Source organism: Acinetobacter sp. ANC 5414, assembly GCF_013004295.1.
Lineage (GTDB): Bacteria > Pseudomonadota > Gammaproteobacteria > Pseudomonadales > Moraxellaceae > Acinetobacter.
Genome location: NZ_JABERM010000003.1, coordinates 87,437 through 106,229 on the forward strand (window position 1 = coordinate 87,437; position 18,793 = coordinate 106,229).

Consider the following 18,793-nt stretch of genomic DNA (forward strand, 5'->3'; position numbering starts at 1 on the left):
TGGCGCTTTTTTATTGTCTACTCGTTTTACCAGCGTGAATCATTTTCACAAGGTTCGCCATCTCCATCGCCATCCATTAATGTACCAGGACAATTATTTATAAAAAAAACAGCTTCATCATATGAATGCATTTCTGAACAATGCTTTCGACCATCGCAAGTAAATATTTGAGTGTTACTTATTTTGGTATTATCTACTACTTGTACTGTATTCGTAGCTTGAGCAGATTGTCTTCGTAGAGTTTCCCTTTGATATATTCCTGAAATTAAAGGAATAAAAATAGCACTAAATATTCCAACGATTACAAATCCTACGATAAGATTTATAAAATTAAATCCACCCTTGTTTTCTTGTCGACTCGATTTCCGCTTGTGCTGCTGATTGACTCTAGCTCGACTTTGTGGCGTATGCGTAACCGATTCAATTTTGACATCTAAACGGACGATATTATCGGCTTTTAATTTGCCGTTATCTTCGACAATACAAAACTTTAACTTTTCCCCTATTTTAGGCTCGACACTTTTATTGGGAAAATCCTTGATATGAAAAAATAAGTCTTTCGACTCCCCATCAATTGTAATAAATCCAAAGCCACGCTCAGTGATATAGCTTTTAACTTTCCCCTCAACAAACATAAGTCACTCTTATTGTTTAAATCTTATACCGAGAATTGTAATAAAAAAAAGCGCCTCAATGGCGCTTTTTTTTAGCGTCTGAATTGTCGCTCGCAAGGTTCACCATCATTATTACCGTCCATTTGAGTTCCCGGACAGTTCCTTAAAAAGAAGACTGCTTCTTCATAAGAGCGCATTTGTGAGCAATGCGTACGCCCATCACATTTAAATTGCGAAGACTGCTGATGTTGCACAGCATTTTGTTTTTCAATACTGGCACTGACTTTTTCTGAACGTGGTTTATTGGTTAAATAGGTATGATCTTCTAGATTACGCTGCCCCTGTTCAGACAGTACATTTTCTGGTAAATCCCCCAAAGCTTCTCGCTGCTGTTCCACAATTTGTGCCTGTTCTTGCATCAACTGTTGGGCTTTCAATTGTTGGAGCTGTTTATAATCTTGATATTTGTTATAAACCAACACGGCCAGCACAGCGATAATAATCAGTCCAATAATGGTGAAAATACGCCCTTTGCGACTACGCTCATTAAACCGTGGCGAAGCACCTTGATTTCTATAAGAACGTTGTTGCGGCTGAGCTTCTAAAGCTGCTGTGTTCTGCTTTAAATCTAAACGAACAATCTGATCGGCTTTTAATTTACCGTTATCTTCGACAATACGAAACTTTAGCTTTTCCCCTATTTTAGGCTCGACACTTTTATTGGGAAAATCCTTGATATGAAAAAATAAGTCTTTCGACTCCCCATCCATGCTAATAAATCCAAAGCCACGCTCTACGATATAGCTTTTAACTTTCCCCTCAACAAACATAAGTCACTCTTATTGTTTAAATCTTATGCAGGCAATTGTAATAAAAAAAGCGCTATTGTGGCGCTTTTTTTATGCATTACATTTAATTCATTCTTCAGTTGAATGACATTGCTCTTTTCATCTATAAAGATAAAAGTTTTATTTGCGCAAGTTTGATAACAAAGCTGATGTGATCGACTTATTATGGGTAGACACTTTTGATTTCTTTGCTTTTGCAGATTTGTCTTCCACGCGTTCTATACGAACTGCTTTAAACTTTTCTCCATTTTCAACAGCTACGAATTTCACCCGTTCATTACGTTTCGGTTCACCTTCTGCCGCCGGGAAATCTGAAATATGGAAGAATATATCCCCTTCAATTGTACCAATAAAACCAAAGCCTTTTTCAGGGTCATACTGTTTGATTTTGCCCTGTTGTAATTCATCTTTCATGCTGCTGCCCTATTCTAAAAATGCCATGTGTACATTATATAAAAAAAGAGGCTTTAAGCCTCTTTTTTCGATCTTTAAAAAAGACGAATTAATCTTTTTGTACAGAACCAAAAATTTTATCGCCAGCATCGCCAAGACCCGGAACGATATAACCATTTTCATTCAAACCATCATCGATGGCAGCAGTAAAGATGATGACATCAGGATGAGCCGCTTCAACACGTTTGATCCCTTCAGGTGCAGCAACCAAGACCATTACACGGATATCTTTACAGCCACTTGCTTTCAATACATCAATAGCCGCAACCAGTGATGAACCTGTCGCTAACATTGGGTCGATAATCATCGCAAGACGGTTTTGAACGTCAGGTACCAATTTTTTGTAGTAAGTACGTGCTTCTAAAGTTTTTTCATCACGTTCTAAACCCAGAACCGATACTTTGGCACTTGGAATAAGATTTAAGAAACCATCCAACATGCCAATACCGGCACGTAAAATTGGCACAACGGTAATTTTTTTACCGACAATACGATCTACCGTTACTTTACCGTTCCAACCATCAATTTCATGGTCACATACCGGCAAATCTTTGGTTGCTTCATAAGTCAGAAGCATGGTGACTTCTTGTGCTAATTCGCGGAAATTTTTTGTACTAATGTCTGCACGGCGTAGCAAACCAAGTTTATGTCGAATGAGCGGATGACGGATTTCATGAATAGCCACGGGAGAACACCTAAAAGATGAGATAAAATTCCTTCTATTATAAATGTTTTTTATATCTCTTATAAACCAAAAAGCCCCCTAAGTTAGGAGGCTTTTTGGTTAAAACTAATCGTTTTTTTAGATTACTGCTGAGAAAGCATGAAATGCAGTGGAGATAAAATCTCTGCTTGAAGCGCTAACTTGATGATTGGGTCTGGGTAAATACCGATAACCAATACAGCCAATGCAGCAGCAAGCACCATAATACCACCCACTTTTTGACCCCAATGTTTATCAGCATCAATACGTGGTGTATCTGGCGGAGTCATGTACATAACCACCATTACACGGAGGTAGTAGTACAAACCAATACCAGAACCAACGATGATCATTGCAGCAAGGAACCAGTGTTGCGTGGTTACCGCCGCCATCACTACCAAGAACTTACCAATGAAGCCCGCAGTCAGTGGAATACCGGCAAGAGACAACATCATGACAGTCAAAGTTGCTGTCAGGATTGGACGACGCCAGAACAAACCACGGTAATCCGCCAGACTTTCTGCTTCACTGTCATTGTTGTACGGGCTCGACATTAACGCGACCACACCGAACGCACCAATCGTTGTTAACACATAAGTGATCACATAAACCGTTACGTTGCCAAGGCTTGCGTAAGTCATGCTGATTAAACCAATCAACAAATAACCAAAGTGTGCAATTGAAGAGTAACCCAGGATACGTTTCAAGTTCACTTGACGTACCGCCAAGAAGTTACCCACCAAGATTGAAAGCACCGCAATAATCGTGATGATGGTTACGATTGAATCAACCAGGATTGCACCTGAAGCCAGTAAATAACGTACAAACAAACCAATGGTTGCAACTTTCGCAACAGTCGCAAGGAATGTTGCGATTGGCGCTGGTGCACCTGCATAAACGTCTGGTGTCCATTTGTGGAACGGCGCAAGAGACAATTTAAATGCAACAGCACAGATGATTAAGCCTAAACCTAAAATCACCATTGGTTGCTGGATTGCTTGCATTAACGCCTGAACATTGTCATAGAAAGACAATGAACCAGTATACGCATAGATATAAGCCATACCCATCAACAACATTGCAGAAGCAGTTGCTGAAAGAACCAGGTATTTAATACCTGCTTCTAAAGAGCGTGAGCGTTGATGCGTATATGCCAACAGACCGTATACAGGAATCGACATCAACTCAAGGCTAATGAAGAAAGATGCATAATGCGAACTTGCAACCATCAACATCGCACCCGCAACCGAACACAACATCAAGATATACAGTTCTTCACGGTTATCTTTGTAGGTTTCAATATAAGCGTGTGACAAGGTACAGCAAGCAAGTGCAGCAACAATGATCACCAGTTGATAAAGCATGCTAAATGGATCAACCATAAACATGCCCATCACGTTCGATGGTGCAAATGCCCCACCAAACATAGCGAATAGGATATATACCAAAGCAAGGTTTAAGCCCACTACAGATGCTGTTGCAATTAAATTATGGTTACGTTTAATTGCAATAAGAAGCATCACAACGATCGCAGTTAAAGCCACGATCATCACAGGAGCTAATGGCATAAGCTCAGAAAATGACATTGTGAAGTTCATGGCTTATTGGATCTCCACATTTTGTTGCGATACGACTTGTTGAGTCGCATCGACAACGTCTTGAACTGGGATATAGCTATTTGCTAACCACGCCATGCTTGAATTTGAAATATCAAGGAAGCTTTGTGGGTAGATACCAAGCCATAGTAGAGCAACGGCACAAACTAACAAAATAACAATCTCACGCGCATTTAAGTCTTTTAGCGGGTTGGTATAATGTTGTTTTTGCTCTTCGTTTGGCGTACCAAACATTGCTTTGTGAATCAGGATCAAGCCATAAAGACCTGCCAACACCAAGCTGATCGCTGCCACAATGGTGAAGGTTGGGAATTTTTGGAATGAACCCATCAAAATCAGGAATTCACCAATAAAGTTACCCAGACCAGGAATACCAACAAGGGCCGCGACAAAGAACATCAAGAAGAATGGCAAGTATTGGAACTGACCACGAATACCGCCCATTTTACGTAAGTCACGGGTATGTAAACGTTCATACACTTGACCACACATAATGAATAATGCAGCAGATGAAATACCATGTGCCAACATCATGATCATTAAGCCTTGGAAGGTCAGGATATTACCTGCGTAGATCGCAAGTAAAACAAAGCCCATGTGCGAAATAGAAGTATACGCAAGCAAACGTTTCATATCGGTTTGTTGGAAAGCACACCAAGCGCCGTAGAACACACCAATTAAACCGAAAATGATCGCGATGTCTGCAAACTGTGCAGAAGCCGCTGGGAAAAATGGAATAACGAAACGCAGTAAACCGTATGCAGCTGTTTTAATCAAGATACCTGCCAAGTCGACAGAACCTGCTGTCGGAGCTTGAGCATGCGCATCTGGTAACCAGCCGTGCAATGGGAACACTGGAAGTTTTACAGCGAAACCAATGAACATACAGATCATCAAGGCATAAGCCACTGATGGTAATTGTGCATCAAGCGTATTCGCCACACCTAACAAGTAGTTGTAATCAAATCCGATCATGCCTGTCATCATGTAACCGTAAACCACAAGGCCTAGGATACCGATGAGCATGATTAAACCTGCTACCTGAGTATAGATGAAGAACTTGGTCGCTGCATAGACACGTGATTTGTTGTCCGCACCCTTATGACCCCATAAAGCAATCAGGAAGTAGATTGGTACAAGCATCATCTCCCAGAAGAAGAAGAACAGGAACAAGTCAATCGCTAAGAATACACCGATCACCCCACCCAAAGACCATAAAAGGTTTAAGTGGAAGAAGCCAACGTTCTTTTGAATCTCACCCCATGAACATCCAACTGCAAGTACACCCAGTAATGCAGTTAATCCCACCATCAGAAGTGAAAGACCATCCACCGCCAGGTGAATGTTAATGCCGAGGGTTTGAATCCAAGGCAGCATGAATTCAGCTGACCAAGTCGGAACTTTAGCGCCTAATTCATAGTTATAAGTACCCGATTGCCAAAGCGAAACAGTTAAGCCCAGTGTTACGAGCATACCGATTAAGGCAATATAACGTGGCAATTTGTCATTGAACTTGTCGACTAACCAACAAATAAAACCTGCAATGAACGGTACGAGGATCAGCGCGGGTAAAATCCAGTTGTTTGTGATTTCCATCTTATTTCCCCACTACCTGAATCACGATCAAGATCATCAGCAATACCACTACACCGAGTGACATACTTGATGCGTATTCACGCAATGAACCTGTTTGACGTGAGCTTGTGAAGCTATGACCACCTTTAACAATGGCAGGAAGCACTAACCACAAACCATCAATTGGATCACGACCTAAAATTTTCGCAATCAGCAAATATGGTTTTACAAATACGATGTTATACAACGCATCAAAACCGAGTGCATTACGGCAAATATTGGCAAGACCCGCACCGAATGAAGTTTCGGCAAAAGCTTTAACTGCTTTATAAGCAAAGGCAAACAGGATCACGCCAACCACAAGACCAGCCAATGCAATACCCACTGCTGTATATTCAGCACCGTGTACACCCGCTTCAAGTGCTTCAGGAATAATAAACGCTGGAATTTTCGCAGAGTTTAAAATTGCTTCCACTGGTGCTTTTAAGAAGTAAGCCAAACCAGTTGAAAGTACCGCCAAGATACCCAACGGCGCCCAATAAGTTGCACCTTTGATTTCGTGATACGGTGTGTTTTCCTTCCCGAAGAATACAACCCAGATTAAACGGAATGTATAAATTGAAGTTAAGAACGCACCAGCAACACCCACCCAGTATAAACAGTTATATACAGGAAGATTTGCAATGTGGCTTTGTGCCCAAACTGCACCAAGGATCGCATCTTTCGAGAAGAAACCGATGGTTAAGAATGGAATGGCTGCCAATGCACCACCACCAATCGCGAAGCAGGCAAACAGGAATTTGTTATGTTTGAACAAGCCACCCATTTTGAAGATGTTTTGTTCGTGATGGTAAGCTAGAATCACCGCACCAGATGACAAGAACAATAATGCCTTGAAGAATGCGTGTGAAAGCATGTGGAACAAGCCTGCTTGGTATGCTTCAGCACCTACAGCCATAAACATATAACCGAGCTGACTCATGGTTGAGTAAGCCAAAATACGTTTGATGTCGGTTTGAACCAATGCAGCAAAACCAGCAACAATCAATGTTACCGCACCCGTAATCGAGATGAACATCATCACTTCAGGTGTCATTTCAAACACAGAGAACATACGGCAGCACAGGTAAATACCTGCGGTTACCATTGTTGCAGCATGGATCAATGCAGAAACAGGTGTAGGACCTGCCATCGCATCAGCTAACCATGTTTGTAATGGAATTTGTGCAGATTTACCCGCAGCACCCAAGAACAACATTAAAGATGTCCAGATTGCAAGTGAATGATCACCCGCTAATACTTGAGGTGCATTGGCAACGATTGTTCCGATATGCAACGTACCAAATTGTTGGTAAAGCAAGAACAATGCGATCAGCAAGAATACGTCACCGATACGGGTTACGGTAAATGCTTTAATTGCCGCATAACCATTTTCAGGTTTTTGGTAGTAGTAACCAATCAGCAAGTATGAACACAGACCCACGCCTTCCCAACCCAAGAACAATAACGCCAGGTTATCGCCCAATACGAGTAACAACATGCTCGCTACGAACAGGTTGAAGTATGAGAAGAAACGTGCAAAGTCTTCATCACCATGCATGTACCATGATGCAAAGATGTGGATTAAGAAACCCACACCCGTCACCATGCCCATCATCAGTAATGATAGACCATCTAAATGCAGGCTCATGCCCGGTGCTAAACCACCAACATTGAACCAAGTCCAAAGATGTTGAACTTGTGCAACTGAGCCATTCTCGACAAAGCCCATACCAGCAATTAGTGCAAATAGAGCCGAAAGACCGACTGAACCTACCCCAATAATGGCTGCCACACTTTCAGGAAGCTTGTTACGCCCCGCCGCTAAAAGGATAAAACCAATGAGCGGAAATAATACTGTTAAATATAAATAACTCATCCGCGCATCTCACTAGCAGCATCCACATCCAAATGATGGAAGCGATGGTAGAACTGAAGGACGATCGCAAGACCAATACACGCCTCTGCAGCAGCAAGGGTTAAAATCAGGATGAACATGATTTGTCCATCTGGTTGTAACCAAGCGCTACCCGCTAAAACGAACGCAAGTGCAGCTGCGTTCATCATCACTTCAAGGCTCATTAACATAAATAATAGGTTGCGTCGCACCATTACACCGTAAAAACCGAGTGCAAAAAGAATGGTTGCAACGATCAAACCATGTTCTAAAGGGATGTTGCCCATTATTCTTTTTCCTTTTCTGCACTTGGTTCACGTTTACCCAAATGGAATGCAGCTACTAATGCAGCTAGCAATAACATCGCGGCAACTTCTACCAATAGTAAGTAGTGAGTAAAGAGCGCTGTACCAACAGCTTTAGGTCCAATCACTTCTGTGCCCATGACAGGACCAGCGGTGGTGTAATCTGAACCGAGCATCCAGACAAGCACTAAGCCCATCAGGAAACTCACCATTGCAGGATATGCCCATGCAGATGAAGTGAGCCACTTACGTTCCTGATCAACTGTATGTTGCCCCAGATTCAGCATCATCACCACAAACACGAACAACACCATGATCGCGCCGGCATAAACAATAATTTCCAGCGCACCAGCGAATGGTGCACCAACGATCATGAACATACCTGCAACAGCAAGCAGAGACACGATCAAGCTAAGCAATGCATGTACAGGATTCGCGTTAGTGACAACGCGAATCGTAGAGACAATGGCCACGAGTGCCATCAAATAAAATGGCCACATCATGGTAGTAAGCTCCGTACGTCAACAGGCGCGCTTTCGCGTTGTGCTTGACCTTTATCTTTACCTGCTACAGCCATACCGGTTACGCGGTAGAAGTTGTAGTCAGGATATTTACCAGGACCTGAAATGAGCAAGTTTTCTTTCTCATAGACCAAGTCTTGACGAACATATTCGCCTAATTCGAAATCTGGTGTCATCTGAATTGCAGTCGTTGGACATGCTTCTTCACACATACCGCAGAAAATACAACGAGAGAAGTTGATACGGAAAAATTCCGGATACCAACGACCATCTTCTTTTTCTGCTTTTTGTAGTGAAATACAGCCCACTGGACAAGCAACCGCACATAAGTTACATGCAACACAGCGCTCTTCGCCATCTGGGTCACGTGTCAATACAATACGACCACGAAAACGCGGCGGAACAATTTGTTCACCTGGTACTTCTGGATATAAAATGGTGTCACGTTTACGTGTCACGTGGCTGAAGACCATCCACAATGAACGTACGATTGACCCGAATCCAGCTAGAATTTTATACATTTTGTACTCCCTGCTGTCCTAGGCCTGATTCATCAGAATCACAGCACCAGTCACCAACAAGTTGACCAACGCCAAAGGCAAACAAATCTTCCAACCAAAGTTCATCACCTGGTCATAACGTGGACGCATGAGTGAACCACGTGCCAAGACAAACATCATCACAAAGAATGCTGTTTTGATAATGAACCAGAATACTGGTGGAATAAATGGAATTTCTAGGTTGAATGGCGCTAACCAACCACCAAAGAATAAAGTTACGATCAGTGCTGAAATAAGAACCACGTTGACATATTCTGCAACGAAGAACATACCCCATTTCATACCGCCGTATTCGACATGGTAACCTTCCGCCAATTCTTGTTCAGCTTCTGGTTGGTCAAATGGATGACGATGCGTTACTGCCACACCTGCAACAATAAAGATCAAGAAACCTAAGAATTGAGGAATAACAAACCAGACATCACGTTGCGCTTCAACAATCTCACGCATGTTGAATGAACCCGCAATTGCGACCACACCCATCAGCGAGATACCCAAGAACACTTCATAAGAAATGGTTTGAGCTGCAGAACGAAGACCACCCAATAACGCATATTTGTTATTTGAAGCCCAACCACCAAAAAGCACTGCGTACACTGCAATACCTGCCATTGCCATAAAGAACAATAGCCCGATACTCATGTCAGCAACACCCAGTGTTGGACTTACAGGAATCACCATGAACGAAAGTACCGCAGTTGCCATGGCAACTGCTGGTGCTAAACGGAAAGTGAGTTTGTCAGCAAACTTTGGTGTCCAATCTTCCTTAAACATGATTTTCAGCATGTCGGCAACGATTTGGAACATCCCCCCAGGACCAACACGGTTTGGACCGTAACGGTCTTGCCATAATGCAAGTAAACGACGTTCGATGAATGACATCAACGCAGCGACAAGCACCACCACAAGCAAGATCACAATCGCTTGAACCACAGAGTAAGCGATTGGCCAGTTCTCAGCCCAAAGCGGTGTTTGACGTATTAATTCTTGTTCCATGAATTACACTCCTACCGCGACTGATACAGGCTCTGCAAGTGAAACAGTTGGTGCAAGACCAATTGGATAACCAATATAACCTGTAGGTAAATATTCAATCACTTGAACTGGAAGGCTAATGCTTGCCTCACCTGATTTCACAGTAATTTTTTGACCGTCTTGAACATTTAAGCGTGCTGCATCTTGTTCACCCACTGCAAATACTGCTTCAGGAATACGCGATTCCATGGCAGGTGTTTTTACAGTGAATTCACCAGAACCGAAAATGTGGTGCATCGGCACTAAACGGAAGCTTTCTGGATGCGCAACGACTGGCGTTGGTGCAACGAATGTACGTGCAGGACGTTTTTTCAGACGATCAAATAAACGAATGCCTGAATCACCACCTTTCAAGTGACCACCCACGTTGTCTTGGTATTTGTTCCAAGCTTGTGGAGAGTTCCAGCCTGCAGACCATGCAAACGGTACCAGTGACGATGGTGTTTCATTACCCACATAACCTTCCATAGAGAAAGTTAATGCAGAATCGATATCGATCGGTTGTTTTGGTTCATGCACAGATAAAGGCGCACGCATTGAAGTACGACCTGAATAACGACGTGGTTCACGCGCAATTTTCAAGCCATGCACACGGAAGCCGGCATCTGGTGCTACATCTTGAATCGCTTCAAGTGCAGGAACATTTTTCGCAACCGATTCAATCACGTCATCCAGCAATGTCCATGAAATTGCCTTACCTTGTAAGCCAGTTTCAAGGGCATGTAACCAACGCCATGATTCTTTGATCGCAAGTTCTGGTTTGTAGTAGCTTGGGTCATACACTTGGTAGAAACGTTGTGCACGGCCTTCCTGAGATACCACAGTACCATCACCTTCCGCGAAGCTTGCCGCTGAAAGTACAATCGATGCTTTCGCAACAGTTGCAGTTTCTGCATGATCAAGCACGATCACGTCATTTGCTTTAGCCAGTGCAGCATCAACTTGCGCTGCAGGTAAACGACGGTAAAGGTCATTTTCCACCACGATGATGGCATCGTAATCTTGAGCGAATGCTTGTTCCAAGCTTAAACCACCGAAGATTGCCAAGCCCATTGAGTTCACTTCAGGAACAGTCAATGTAAGACCCGCATTTGAACCAAGGTTTTGCGCAACTTGTGCAGCCGCTTCCATGATTGCAGGATCTTGCAAGCTTGTACCAGAGATGATCAATGGTTTTTTCGCCGCTTTTAAGGTGTCAGCAATAGTTTGAGCAAATGCTTTCGCATCGTCATCCAAACCAGTGATATTTTCACCTGCCACTGCCGCAGCAACCGCAAAGCCTAAACGCGCGATATCGTTTGGAGAAGCAACCACTTCACCTGTCGCAACGTCAGATAAACGCGTTTGTGTCGCAGCAAGGATGTAAATCGGAGATTTCGCATCTTGACCAATACGTTGTACCGGTTCAGCCAACCACTCTTGAGTACGACGTTCTGCAGCCATTTCTTTGGCTTTATTTTTCGCAGCCTGGCGAACAGACAACGCCATACGTGGTGCAGTTTGAGTTAAGTCTTCACCGAGAATCAACACAGCATCATAGCTTTCGATTTCACGCATCGTCGGGTTATAAACACCCTCGGTTTGCATGATAGAAGCAGCAAGTTCAACCAGATTTTGCTCTTTTTGAGCCAGACCTGTAGAGAAGTTGTCTTGACCGACTAACTCGCGAAGCGCGAAGTTCGATTCAAGAGATGCACGTGGAGAACCAATACCTAAGACTTTTTTGCCTTGGATACTTTCAATCACGGTATCAAGCGCCTGATCTACAGAAACTGTAGTCACGTTTTCACCTGAACGGAATTGCGGTTGACGTGGGCGATCTTCACGGTTTACATAACCCGTACCGAAACGACCTTTATCGCAAAGGAAGTATTGGTTAACGTCACCGTTAAAGCGGTTTTCTACACGGCGAAGTTCACCATAACGCTCACCCGGAGAGATGTTACAACCTGAAGAACAGCCTTGGCATACGCTTGGCGCATACTGCATGTCCCATTTACGGTTATAGCGTTCTGAGTGCGTTTTATCGGTAAATACACCTGTTGGACAGACTTCAGTCAAGTTACCCGAGAATTCAGACTCTAAAGTGCCTGATTCAGGACGACCGAAGTAAACACGTGATGCGTTTGCATACACGCCGAAGTCGGTACCACCTGCGTAGTCTTTGTAGTAACGCACACAACGGTAGCACGCGATACAACGGTTCATTTCGTGAGAAATGAATGAGCCTAGCTCCTGGTTGTAGTGCGTACGTTTGGTGAAACGGTAACGACGACGATCGTGCTGTGTCATCACAGTCATATCTTGTAAATGACAGTGACCACCTTCTTCACAGACTGGACAGTCGTGTGGGTGGTTGGTCATCAAGAATTCAACAATCGAAGCACGGAAATCTTTGGCTTCTTTGTCTTCAATCGAGATGTAGGTATTGTCAGATGCAGGCGTCATACATGACATGACCAAACGGCCACGCGTATCTTCTGGATTCGCGTACTGAGTCACGGCACATTGACGGCAAGAACCGACAGAACCTAAGGATGGATGCCAACAAAAGTACGGGATATCAATACCCAAAGACAAACATGCTTGCAGCAAGTTCTCTGAGCCATTGACTTCATACGATTTGCCATCGACATGAATTGTAGCCATAGTCGAATTCCTTAAGCTTGTTCTACGTTGCTAGTTTGAGCGGCGGCATTGACTACCTTCGCTTCAAATTCGCCACGGAAATGTTTGAGTGCACCCATAAGTGGTTCCATTGCACCTGGAGCATGAGCACAGAAAGTCTTACCAATCCAAAGCTTACGAGTAAGTTCTTGTAAGTGGTCGATATCTTCTTTCTTCCCTGTACCATTTTCCAATGCTTTAAGCGCTTTAACCGCCCAAGGTAAACCATCACGGCAAGGCGTACAGAAGCCACATGATTCACGCGCAAAGAATTCTTCAAGGTTACGTGTTGCTGAAACCATACATTGGGTTTCATCAACCACCATCAGCAAACAGGTACCTAAACGTGAACCTGCTTTCATGATGCTTTCTGCATCCATTGGCAAGTCGATATGTTCTGCTGCCAAGAAGTCAGTCGAAGCACCGCCTGGTAACCATGCTTTTAATTTAAGACCATCACGCATACCACCGGCATGATCTTCAATCACTTCACGCGCAGTCGTACCAAATGGAAGTTCCCAAAGACCCGGGAATTTCACCTTACCTGACGCACCGTAAATTTTTGTACCTGGATCTTTTGATTTACCTTGCGACAAACCTACGTACCATTCAGGACCACGCAGCATGATTGCAGGTAGGTTGTTGTAGGTCTCTACGTTGTTAACAATCGTAGGACGCCCCCAAGCACCAGCAACTTGCGGGAATGGCGGTTTGGTACGCGGATTAGCACGGCGACCTTCAAGCGAGTTAATCAATGCAGTTTCTTCACCGCAGATATAACGACCCGCACCGGTATGCACGTGTAAATCAAAGTTCCAGCCTGTTCCAAGGATGTTATCACCCAGGTAACCTTTGGCACGAACCTGCTCAAGTGCTTCGTTTAAATACTTCGCAGCTTCGATGTATTCACCACGAATGAAGATATAACCTTGAGTTGCTTCTAATGTATAAGCAGCAATCAACATCCCTTCAATCAATTGGTGTGGAAGATCTTCCATCAACAAACGGTCTTTAAAGGTACCCGGTTCCATTTCATCGGCATTACAGATCAGGTAACGTGGACCGCCATCATTTGGCGCCATCAATGACCATTTAATCCCTGCCGGGAAACCTGCACCACCACGACCTTTTACAGTTGCAGCTTTAACAACATCAAGCACTTCAGCCGGTTTCATGGCAATGGCTTTTTTAAAGCCTGCATAGCCTTCAAGCGCTTCGTAATCATCAGCATTACGAACATTGGCTTGTTTGCTTAAACGCCAAGTGAGTGGATGAGTTTCCGGGTTACCGTCACCGTAAATTGGTTTTGGTTCAGTATTCATAGATACTTCTCCAATAACTGTTTAACCGAAGTCACTTCAACCAATCCGTGAGTGTCTTCATCAATCATTAAGGTTGGACCTTTGTCACAGTTACCTAGGCAGCAAATCGGCAGCAAAGTAAAACGACCATCAGCGGTGGTTTGACCAAACTGAATACCGAGTTCACGCTGGAACGCTTCAGCCAAAGTTTCTGCACCCATCAGGAAGCAAGCAATCGAGTCACATAACAAAATTACGTGACGACCAACAGGTTGGCGATAGATACGGTTATAGAACGTCGCAACGCCTTCTAAATCCGCAACGCTCATAGAGAGCATTTGTGCAATCGCATTCATTTGCGCATCATCCACCCAACCATTACGGCGTTGAACGCATTTCAATGCATCCAAACATGCCGCACGCGGGTACGGATAATGTTCAATGTGATGTTCAATATCGTGGATTTCTTCCGAAGTTAAAATCCCTTCAACATTCACACGTGGCTTTTTATCAGTCAAAATCATCATAATGCGTTTACCCCTTAGCGATCCACGTCAGCCATTACGACGTCAATTGTCGCTAAATAAATGATTAAGTCAGATACAAGACTGCCATTAATCACAGAAGGCATTTGCTGTAAATGGGTGAAAGTTGGTGTACGAATACGGGTACGGTAACTCATGGTCGACTTGTCTGAAGTCAAGTAGTAGTTAGATGCACCTTTCACCACTTCTGCCATCACAGATGCTTCACCTGCAGGCATTACAGGACCCCATGACACGCTTAAGAAATGCGTAATCAAAGTTTCAATATCTTGTAATGTCTTGTCTTTTGGTGGTGGAACAGCCAATGGATGATCCGCTTTATATGGACCAGAAGGCATGTTATCTAAACATTGCTGGATGATTTTGAGCGATTCTTCAATTTCACGGAAGTGAACAAGAACACGCGCATAAGCATCGCCTTCATACTCTAAAGGCACGTCGAAGTCGTAGTTTTCATAACCGCTATAAGGACGGTATTTACGAACGTCGAAATCAATACCCGTAGCACGAAGACCGGTACCTGTTACACCCCAAGCCAATGCAGATTTTGCATCGTATTGCGCAACATTACGGGTACGACCAATAAATACAGAGTTTTTCAGCGCAGCAGTGTAGTACTCTTTCAAACGGCTTGGCATCCATTCGAGAATTTCACGAATAAGTTTTTGCCAGTTGTTTGGAAGGTCGTGCGCTGTACCACCGATACGGAACCATGCCGGATGCATACGGTAACCCGTGATCGCTTCAATTGCGTCATAGATTTTTTGACGATCGGCGAACATGTAGAATACAGGCGTCATACCACCGGCATCCTGAATCGCAGTACCGATATACAACAAGTGGTTATTGATACGGAATAATTCAGACATCATGACACGGATACATTGTGCACGGTCAGGAACAGTGATTCCTGCCATTTGTTCCACACCTAACACATAAGGCATGTTTTGCGCACAACCACCCAGGTAGTCAACACGGTCGGTATAAGGAATGAATGAATGCCAGGTTTGACGTTCAGCCATCTTTTCCACACCACGGTGGTGATAACCGATGTCAGGCACACAGTCTTTCACTTCTTCGCCATCTAACTGCAAGATGACACGGAATGCACCGTGAGCAGATGGATGGTTCGGACCCAAGTTCAGGAACATGAAGTCTTCGTCGGCATTACCGCGTTTTAGACCCCAGTCTTCAGGAACAAAGCGTAAGTGTTCTTGCTCGAAATCCTGTTTCGCCTGGTTCTGCATATACGGGGTATATTCAGTCGCACGTGCAGAATATTCTTTACGAAGTGGGTGACCTTCCCAATAGGTTGGCAACAAAATACGACGGAGCATTGGATGCCCTTCGAAGTTAATGCCGAACATATCGTATGCTTCACGTTCGTACCAGTTGGCATTTGGCCAAATGTTGGTTGCTGTTGGAAGATTTACATCATTCTCATTCAACGCAACTTTAATACGAATATCACTGTTACGCTCTAGCGATAACAAATGATAGAACACGGTGAAGTCAGACGCAGGTAAACCGTCGCGGTGCGTACGTAAACGCTCATCTACCGCCGACAAGTCGAACAACATCACGTATGGACGTGACACTGTACGCAAGAACATTAAAACGTCTTGTACACGTGCGCGCTCAACCCAGACCGTTGGAAAATCTTCAAAGGTCGCTTGCACGTAGAAGTTCTCACCAAACTTGGTTTTGAGCTCTTCTACAATTGCAAATGCTGGGCGTGAATCAACTGGAGTTGATTCTGGCATAGCAATGTCAGTTTCAGCCATTGGCTTGGCTTCCTATTTAATACAAATTCAAGTCAACTTTAACGACAATTACACCCAGACCGGGTGCATCAATATTTCATCGTTAAAATTATTTAATTTCATCCATAGAGCGTAAGTTTTTCACTGCAATACGTTCAGCATTCTTACGGTCACGTTCTGGCTGCATCTTTGGCTTATATACTGGCTGAAGATCATCACCAATTACCGCTGAAAGTGGACGGCGCTCTAATTGAATTTGGTCTTGTAACAACATTAATGCTTGCAACAATGCTTCAGGGCGTGGTGGGCAACCTGGGATGTACACATCGACAGGAATGATTTTATCCACACCTTGTACAACTGAATAAATGTCATACATGCCGCCAGAGTTTGCACAAGCACCCATTGAAATCACCCATTTAGGCTCTAACATTTGCTCGTATAAACGCTGAATTACAGGGGCCATCTTCACGAAGCAAGTCCCTGCAACAATCATTAAATCCGCCTGACGCGGTGAAGCACGAATAACTTCGGCACCGAAACGTGACATATCATGCACACCGGTTAAGGTGGTTGCATATTCTACGTAACAGCATGATGTACCAAAGTTAAAAGGCCATACAGAGTTTTTACGGCCCCAGTTTACAGCTGTATGCATCACGTCCTCTAAACGAGTCATGAATACATTCTTATTCACTTCTTCTTCAAGCGGATCCGTAACGATCTGACGCTCCTGAAGTGGATATTGATCAGCATCCGGATTCGCACGGGTTAATGTATATTTCATCCCGAGTTACTCCTTAATAGATGATGTAGCCGGTGTTTTTGCTTTCACACGACCAGAAGATTGAGCTGGAATTTGACCTGTAGGGTCCATGACCAACTCTTCGATGGAGTTAAAGCGAGTAATGTCTGCAAGGTTCATATTTGCTGAACCCATTTTCGGTTGCATAGCTGCTGATTTGCGGCGGTCCGTTGGCGCCCAGTTTAATGCACCTACAGAAATGGCATAAACCAAAGCAATCAATAAATCGACCACAAAAATAACAACAGTTGTAAACCCGAACCAACCTACCTCACGAACTGATGTAGCCCATGCGTAGAGATAAAGTGCTTCTAAGTCAAATACTACAAAGAAAATCGCCACCAAGTAGAACTTAGCAGACAAGCGGATGCGTGCTCCACCAGCACCTACCACACCTGACTCAAATTGCTCTTGCTTCGCACGGCCCCATGACTTACCCCCAAGGAGTAAAGGAACTGTGAGCATAAAGACGCAAAGAAATGTAACGCCGATCACGAAGGCAATAATTGCCCAATCGTATGGAGTAATGGCACTCATGCGGGGATAACTCCTGGCAGGCCTAATTTATTAACAAAGAATGTATGTATTGGCCTTCAAATACACCAAACACAAAATTAATCCCGCCAATTGTACCTGATTTATGATTTCACTTGCTAGCTTATAAGCCTTAGTCTTTAGGATGATTTTTTAATCATTTTGCCTTTTTTTCAAAGCTTAAGCCCTATTGTTTATCTAGCAATCGCTTTATTAAATCAAAAAAAGAAAAATGATTATTTTTTTCAAATTTATGAAATCCAGGTTTATATTTCCTAGAAAAATCCAAATTATAGTGTCATCTGTTTATTCAAGCACATCTTCAATCAGCGCAAAACGATCAAACTTTGGCCCAATATCTTTCTGGCTCCCATTCTCAAATTTAAATCATTGTTGTTTTATCTCTCCCATAAAGATCAACACTTTTAGCAATGCGATGATAAATATGAGAACTCTTTTTAGTGTGTAATTTTTTTAAAGCACTACCACCTATATAAAGCAATAAACCCGACTTCGTAGTACATATTTTGTGTGTTTTTTTGCAACTCTAATGCATCTCATGATGATCTCCCCCCCTATTTATGCTATTCCTATCTGTATTCATAGAACAAAGAATAAGGAGCAAACACATGGGCTTAGCATACAAACACGAATCTGAGTATTTTTTCTTTGCACAGCTCTTAGTACATCATGTGCAAGGGTATATTGAAAAACATCCGGATGCCCAGGATGCCATTTTCGACCTTCGTGATATTTATGAACTTTTTCGCCAAGACTTTGCTTCTGCAACCACAAATCTGGATGCTATTTTAAATATCGCAGATCAATATAAAGTTGAAACACTGAACGGCGATCAAAAGCTGATTAGTCATTACGCCATCGATCCTAAAAATAATTCTTTGCTGCTAGATTTCAATACTGAGGCTCTAAAAAGCCTGAGACAAGGCAAATCCATTATTGAACCCGATGCCACTCTTCACGAATAAACCATAAAAAAGCACCGAATCCGGTG

At 43.3% G+C, this 18,793-nt stretch carries 18 protein-coding genes; 1 reads left to right on the forward strand and 17 read right to left on the reverse strand.

Annotated elements, in window-relative coordinates; all coding sequences use genetic code 11:
- Positions 1-26: 26 nt before the first annotated feature.
- From HLH18_RS03240 to ndhC, 17 genes are all read right to left on the reverse strand, one after another.
- Entirely contained in the window at positions 27-635 is a 609-nt protein-coding gene (locus tag HLH18_RS03240; protein WP_171545769.1) for a cold shock domain-containing protein, read from the reverse strand.
- Positions 636-706: 71 nt separating this feature from the next.
- A complete protein-coding gene (locus HLH18_RS03245) occupies positions 707-1,444 on the reverse strand; it encodes a cold shock domain-containing protein (protein ID WP_171545770.1) in 738 nt (245 codons plus the stop codon).
- A 138-nt stretch (positions 1,445-1,582) separates the two neighbouring features.
- Positions 1,583-1,876 (reverse strand): cold shock domain-containing protein, encoded by a 294-nt coding sequence (locus HLH18_RS03250; protein ID WP_131289369.1) that lies wholly within the window; start codon positions 1,874-1,876, stop codon positions 1,583-1,585.
- A gap of 88 nt (positions 1,877-1,964) precedes the next feature.
- Entirely contained in the window at positions 1,965-2,600 is a 636-nt protein-coding gene (gene upp, locus HLH18_RS03255; RefSeq protein WP_131289371.1) for a uracil phosphoribosyltransferase, read from the reverse strand.
- 122 nt (positions 2,601-2,722) lie between these two features.
- Entirely contained in the window at positions 2,723-4,216 is a 1,494-nt protein-coding gene (gene nuoN, locus HLH18_RS03260; protein ID WP_131289373.1) for an NADH-quinone oxidoreductase subunit NuoN, read from the reverse strand.
- A 3-nt stretch (positions 4,217-4,219) separates the two neighbouring features.
- Positions 4,220-5,824 (reverse strand): NADH-quinone oxidoreductase subunit M, encoded by a 1,605-nt coding sequence (gene nuoM / locus HLH18_RS03265; protein ID WP_171545803.1) that lies wholly within the window; start codon positions 5,822-5,824, stop codon positions 4,220-4,222.
- Positions 5,825-5,831: 7 nt separating this feature from the next.
- On the reverse strand, positions 5,832-7,727 hold the full coding sequence (gene nuoL / locus HLH18_RS03270; RefSeq protein WP_171545771.1) for an NADH-quinone oxidoreductase subunit L: 1,896 nt from the start codon (positions 7,725-7,727) through the stop codon (positions 5,832-5,834).
- Entirely contained in the window at positions 7,724-8,032 is a 309-nt protein-coding gene (gene nuoK, locus HLH18_RS03275) for an NADH-quinone oxidoreductase subunit NuoK (RefSeq protein WP_067726428.1), read from the reverse strand. Before nuoK ends, nuoL begins: the two co-directional genes overlap by 4 nt.
- Positions 8,032-8,550: an NADH-quinone oxidoreductase subunit J gene (gene nuoJ / locus HLH18_RS03280; RefSeq protein ID WP_171255231.1), complete on the reverse strand. Its 519-nt coding sequence runs from the start codon at positions 8,548-8,550 to the stop codon at positions 8,032-8,034. The genes nuoK and nuoJ overlap by 1 nt, the downstream gene beginning before the upstream one ends.
- The gene (nuoI, locus tag HLH18_RS03285; RefSeq protein ID WP_171545772.1) at positions 8,550-9,092 is read right to left on the reverse strand and encodes an NADH-quinone oxidoreductase subunit NuoI; all 543 of its coding nucleotides are present in this window, start codon (positions 9,090-9,092) and stop codon (positions 8,550-8,552) included. The genes nuoJ and nuoI overlap by 1 nt, the downstream gene beginning before the upstream one ends.
- A gap of 18 nt (positions 9,093-9,110) precedes the next feature.
- Positions 9,111-10,127 carry an NADH-quinone oxidoreductase subunit NuoH gene (gene nuoH / locus HLH18_RS03290; protein WP_067726434.1) on the reverse strand — a complete coding sequence of 339 codons (1,017 nt, stop codon included), beginning with the start codon at positions 10,125-10,127 and terminating at the stop codon, positions 9,111-9,113.
- A 3-nt stretch (positions 10,128-10,130) separates the two neighbouring features.
- Entirely contained in the window at positions 10,131-12,815 is a 2,685-nt protein-coding gene (gene nuoG / locus HLH18_RS03295) for an NADH-quinone oxidoreductase subunit NuoG (protein ID WP_171545773.1), read from the reverse strand.
- An 11-nt stretch (positions 12,816-12,826) separates the two neighbouring features.
- Positions 12,827-14,155 (reverse strand): NADH-quinone oxidoreductase subunit NuoF, encoded by a 1,329-nt coding sequence (gene nuoF / locus HLH18_RS03300; RefSeq protein ID WP_171545774.1) that lies wholly within the window; start codon positions 14,153-14,155, stop codon positions 12,827-12,829.
- Positions 14,152-14,661, reverse strand: coding sequence for an NADH-quinone oxidoreductase subunit NuoE (gene nuoE, locus HLH18_RS03305; RefSeq protein WP_131289388.1), 510 nt, complete (start codon positions 14,659-14,661; stop codon positions 14,152-14,154). Before nuoE ends, nuoF begins: the two co-directional genes overlap by 4 nt.
- 14 nt (positions 14,662-14,675) lie before the next feature.
- On the reverse strand, positions 14,676-16,463 hold the full coding sequence (nuoC, locus tag HLH18_RS03310) for an NADH-quinone oxidoreductase subunit C/D (protein ID WP_131289390.1): 1,788 nt from the start codon (positions 16,461-16,463) through the stop codon (positions 14,676-14,678).
- Between the two features lie 88 nt (positions 16,464-16,551).
- Positions 16,552-17,229: a NuoB/complex I 20 kDa subunit family protein gene (locus HLH18_RS03315; RefSeq protein ID WP_086199188.1), complete on the reverse strand. Its 678-nt coding sequence runs from the start codon at positions 17,227-17,229 to the stop codon at positions 16,552-16,554.
- 6 nt (positions 17,230-17,235) lie between these two features.
- Positions 17,236-17,784 (reverse strand): NADH-quinone oxidoreductase subunit A, encoded by a 549-nt coding sequence (ndhC, locus tag HLH18_RS03320; protein ID WP_214647249.1) that lies wholly within the window; start codon positions 17,782-17,784, stop codon positions 17,236-17,238.
- 626 nt (positions 17,785-18,410) lie between these two features.
- Here ndhC and HLH18_RS03325 point away from each other — a divergent pair.
- Positions 18,411-18,767 (forward strand): hypothetical protein, encoded by a 357-nt coding sequence (locus tag HLH18_RS03325; RefSeq protein ID WP_171545776.1) that lies wholly within the window; start codon positions 18,411-18,413, stop codon positions 18,765-18,767.
- Positions 18,768-18,793 lie beyond the last annotated feature (26 nt).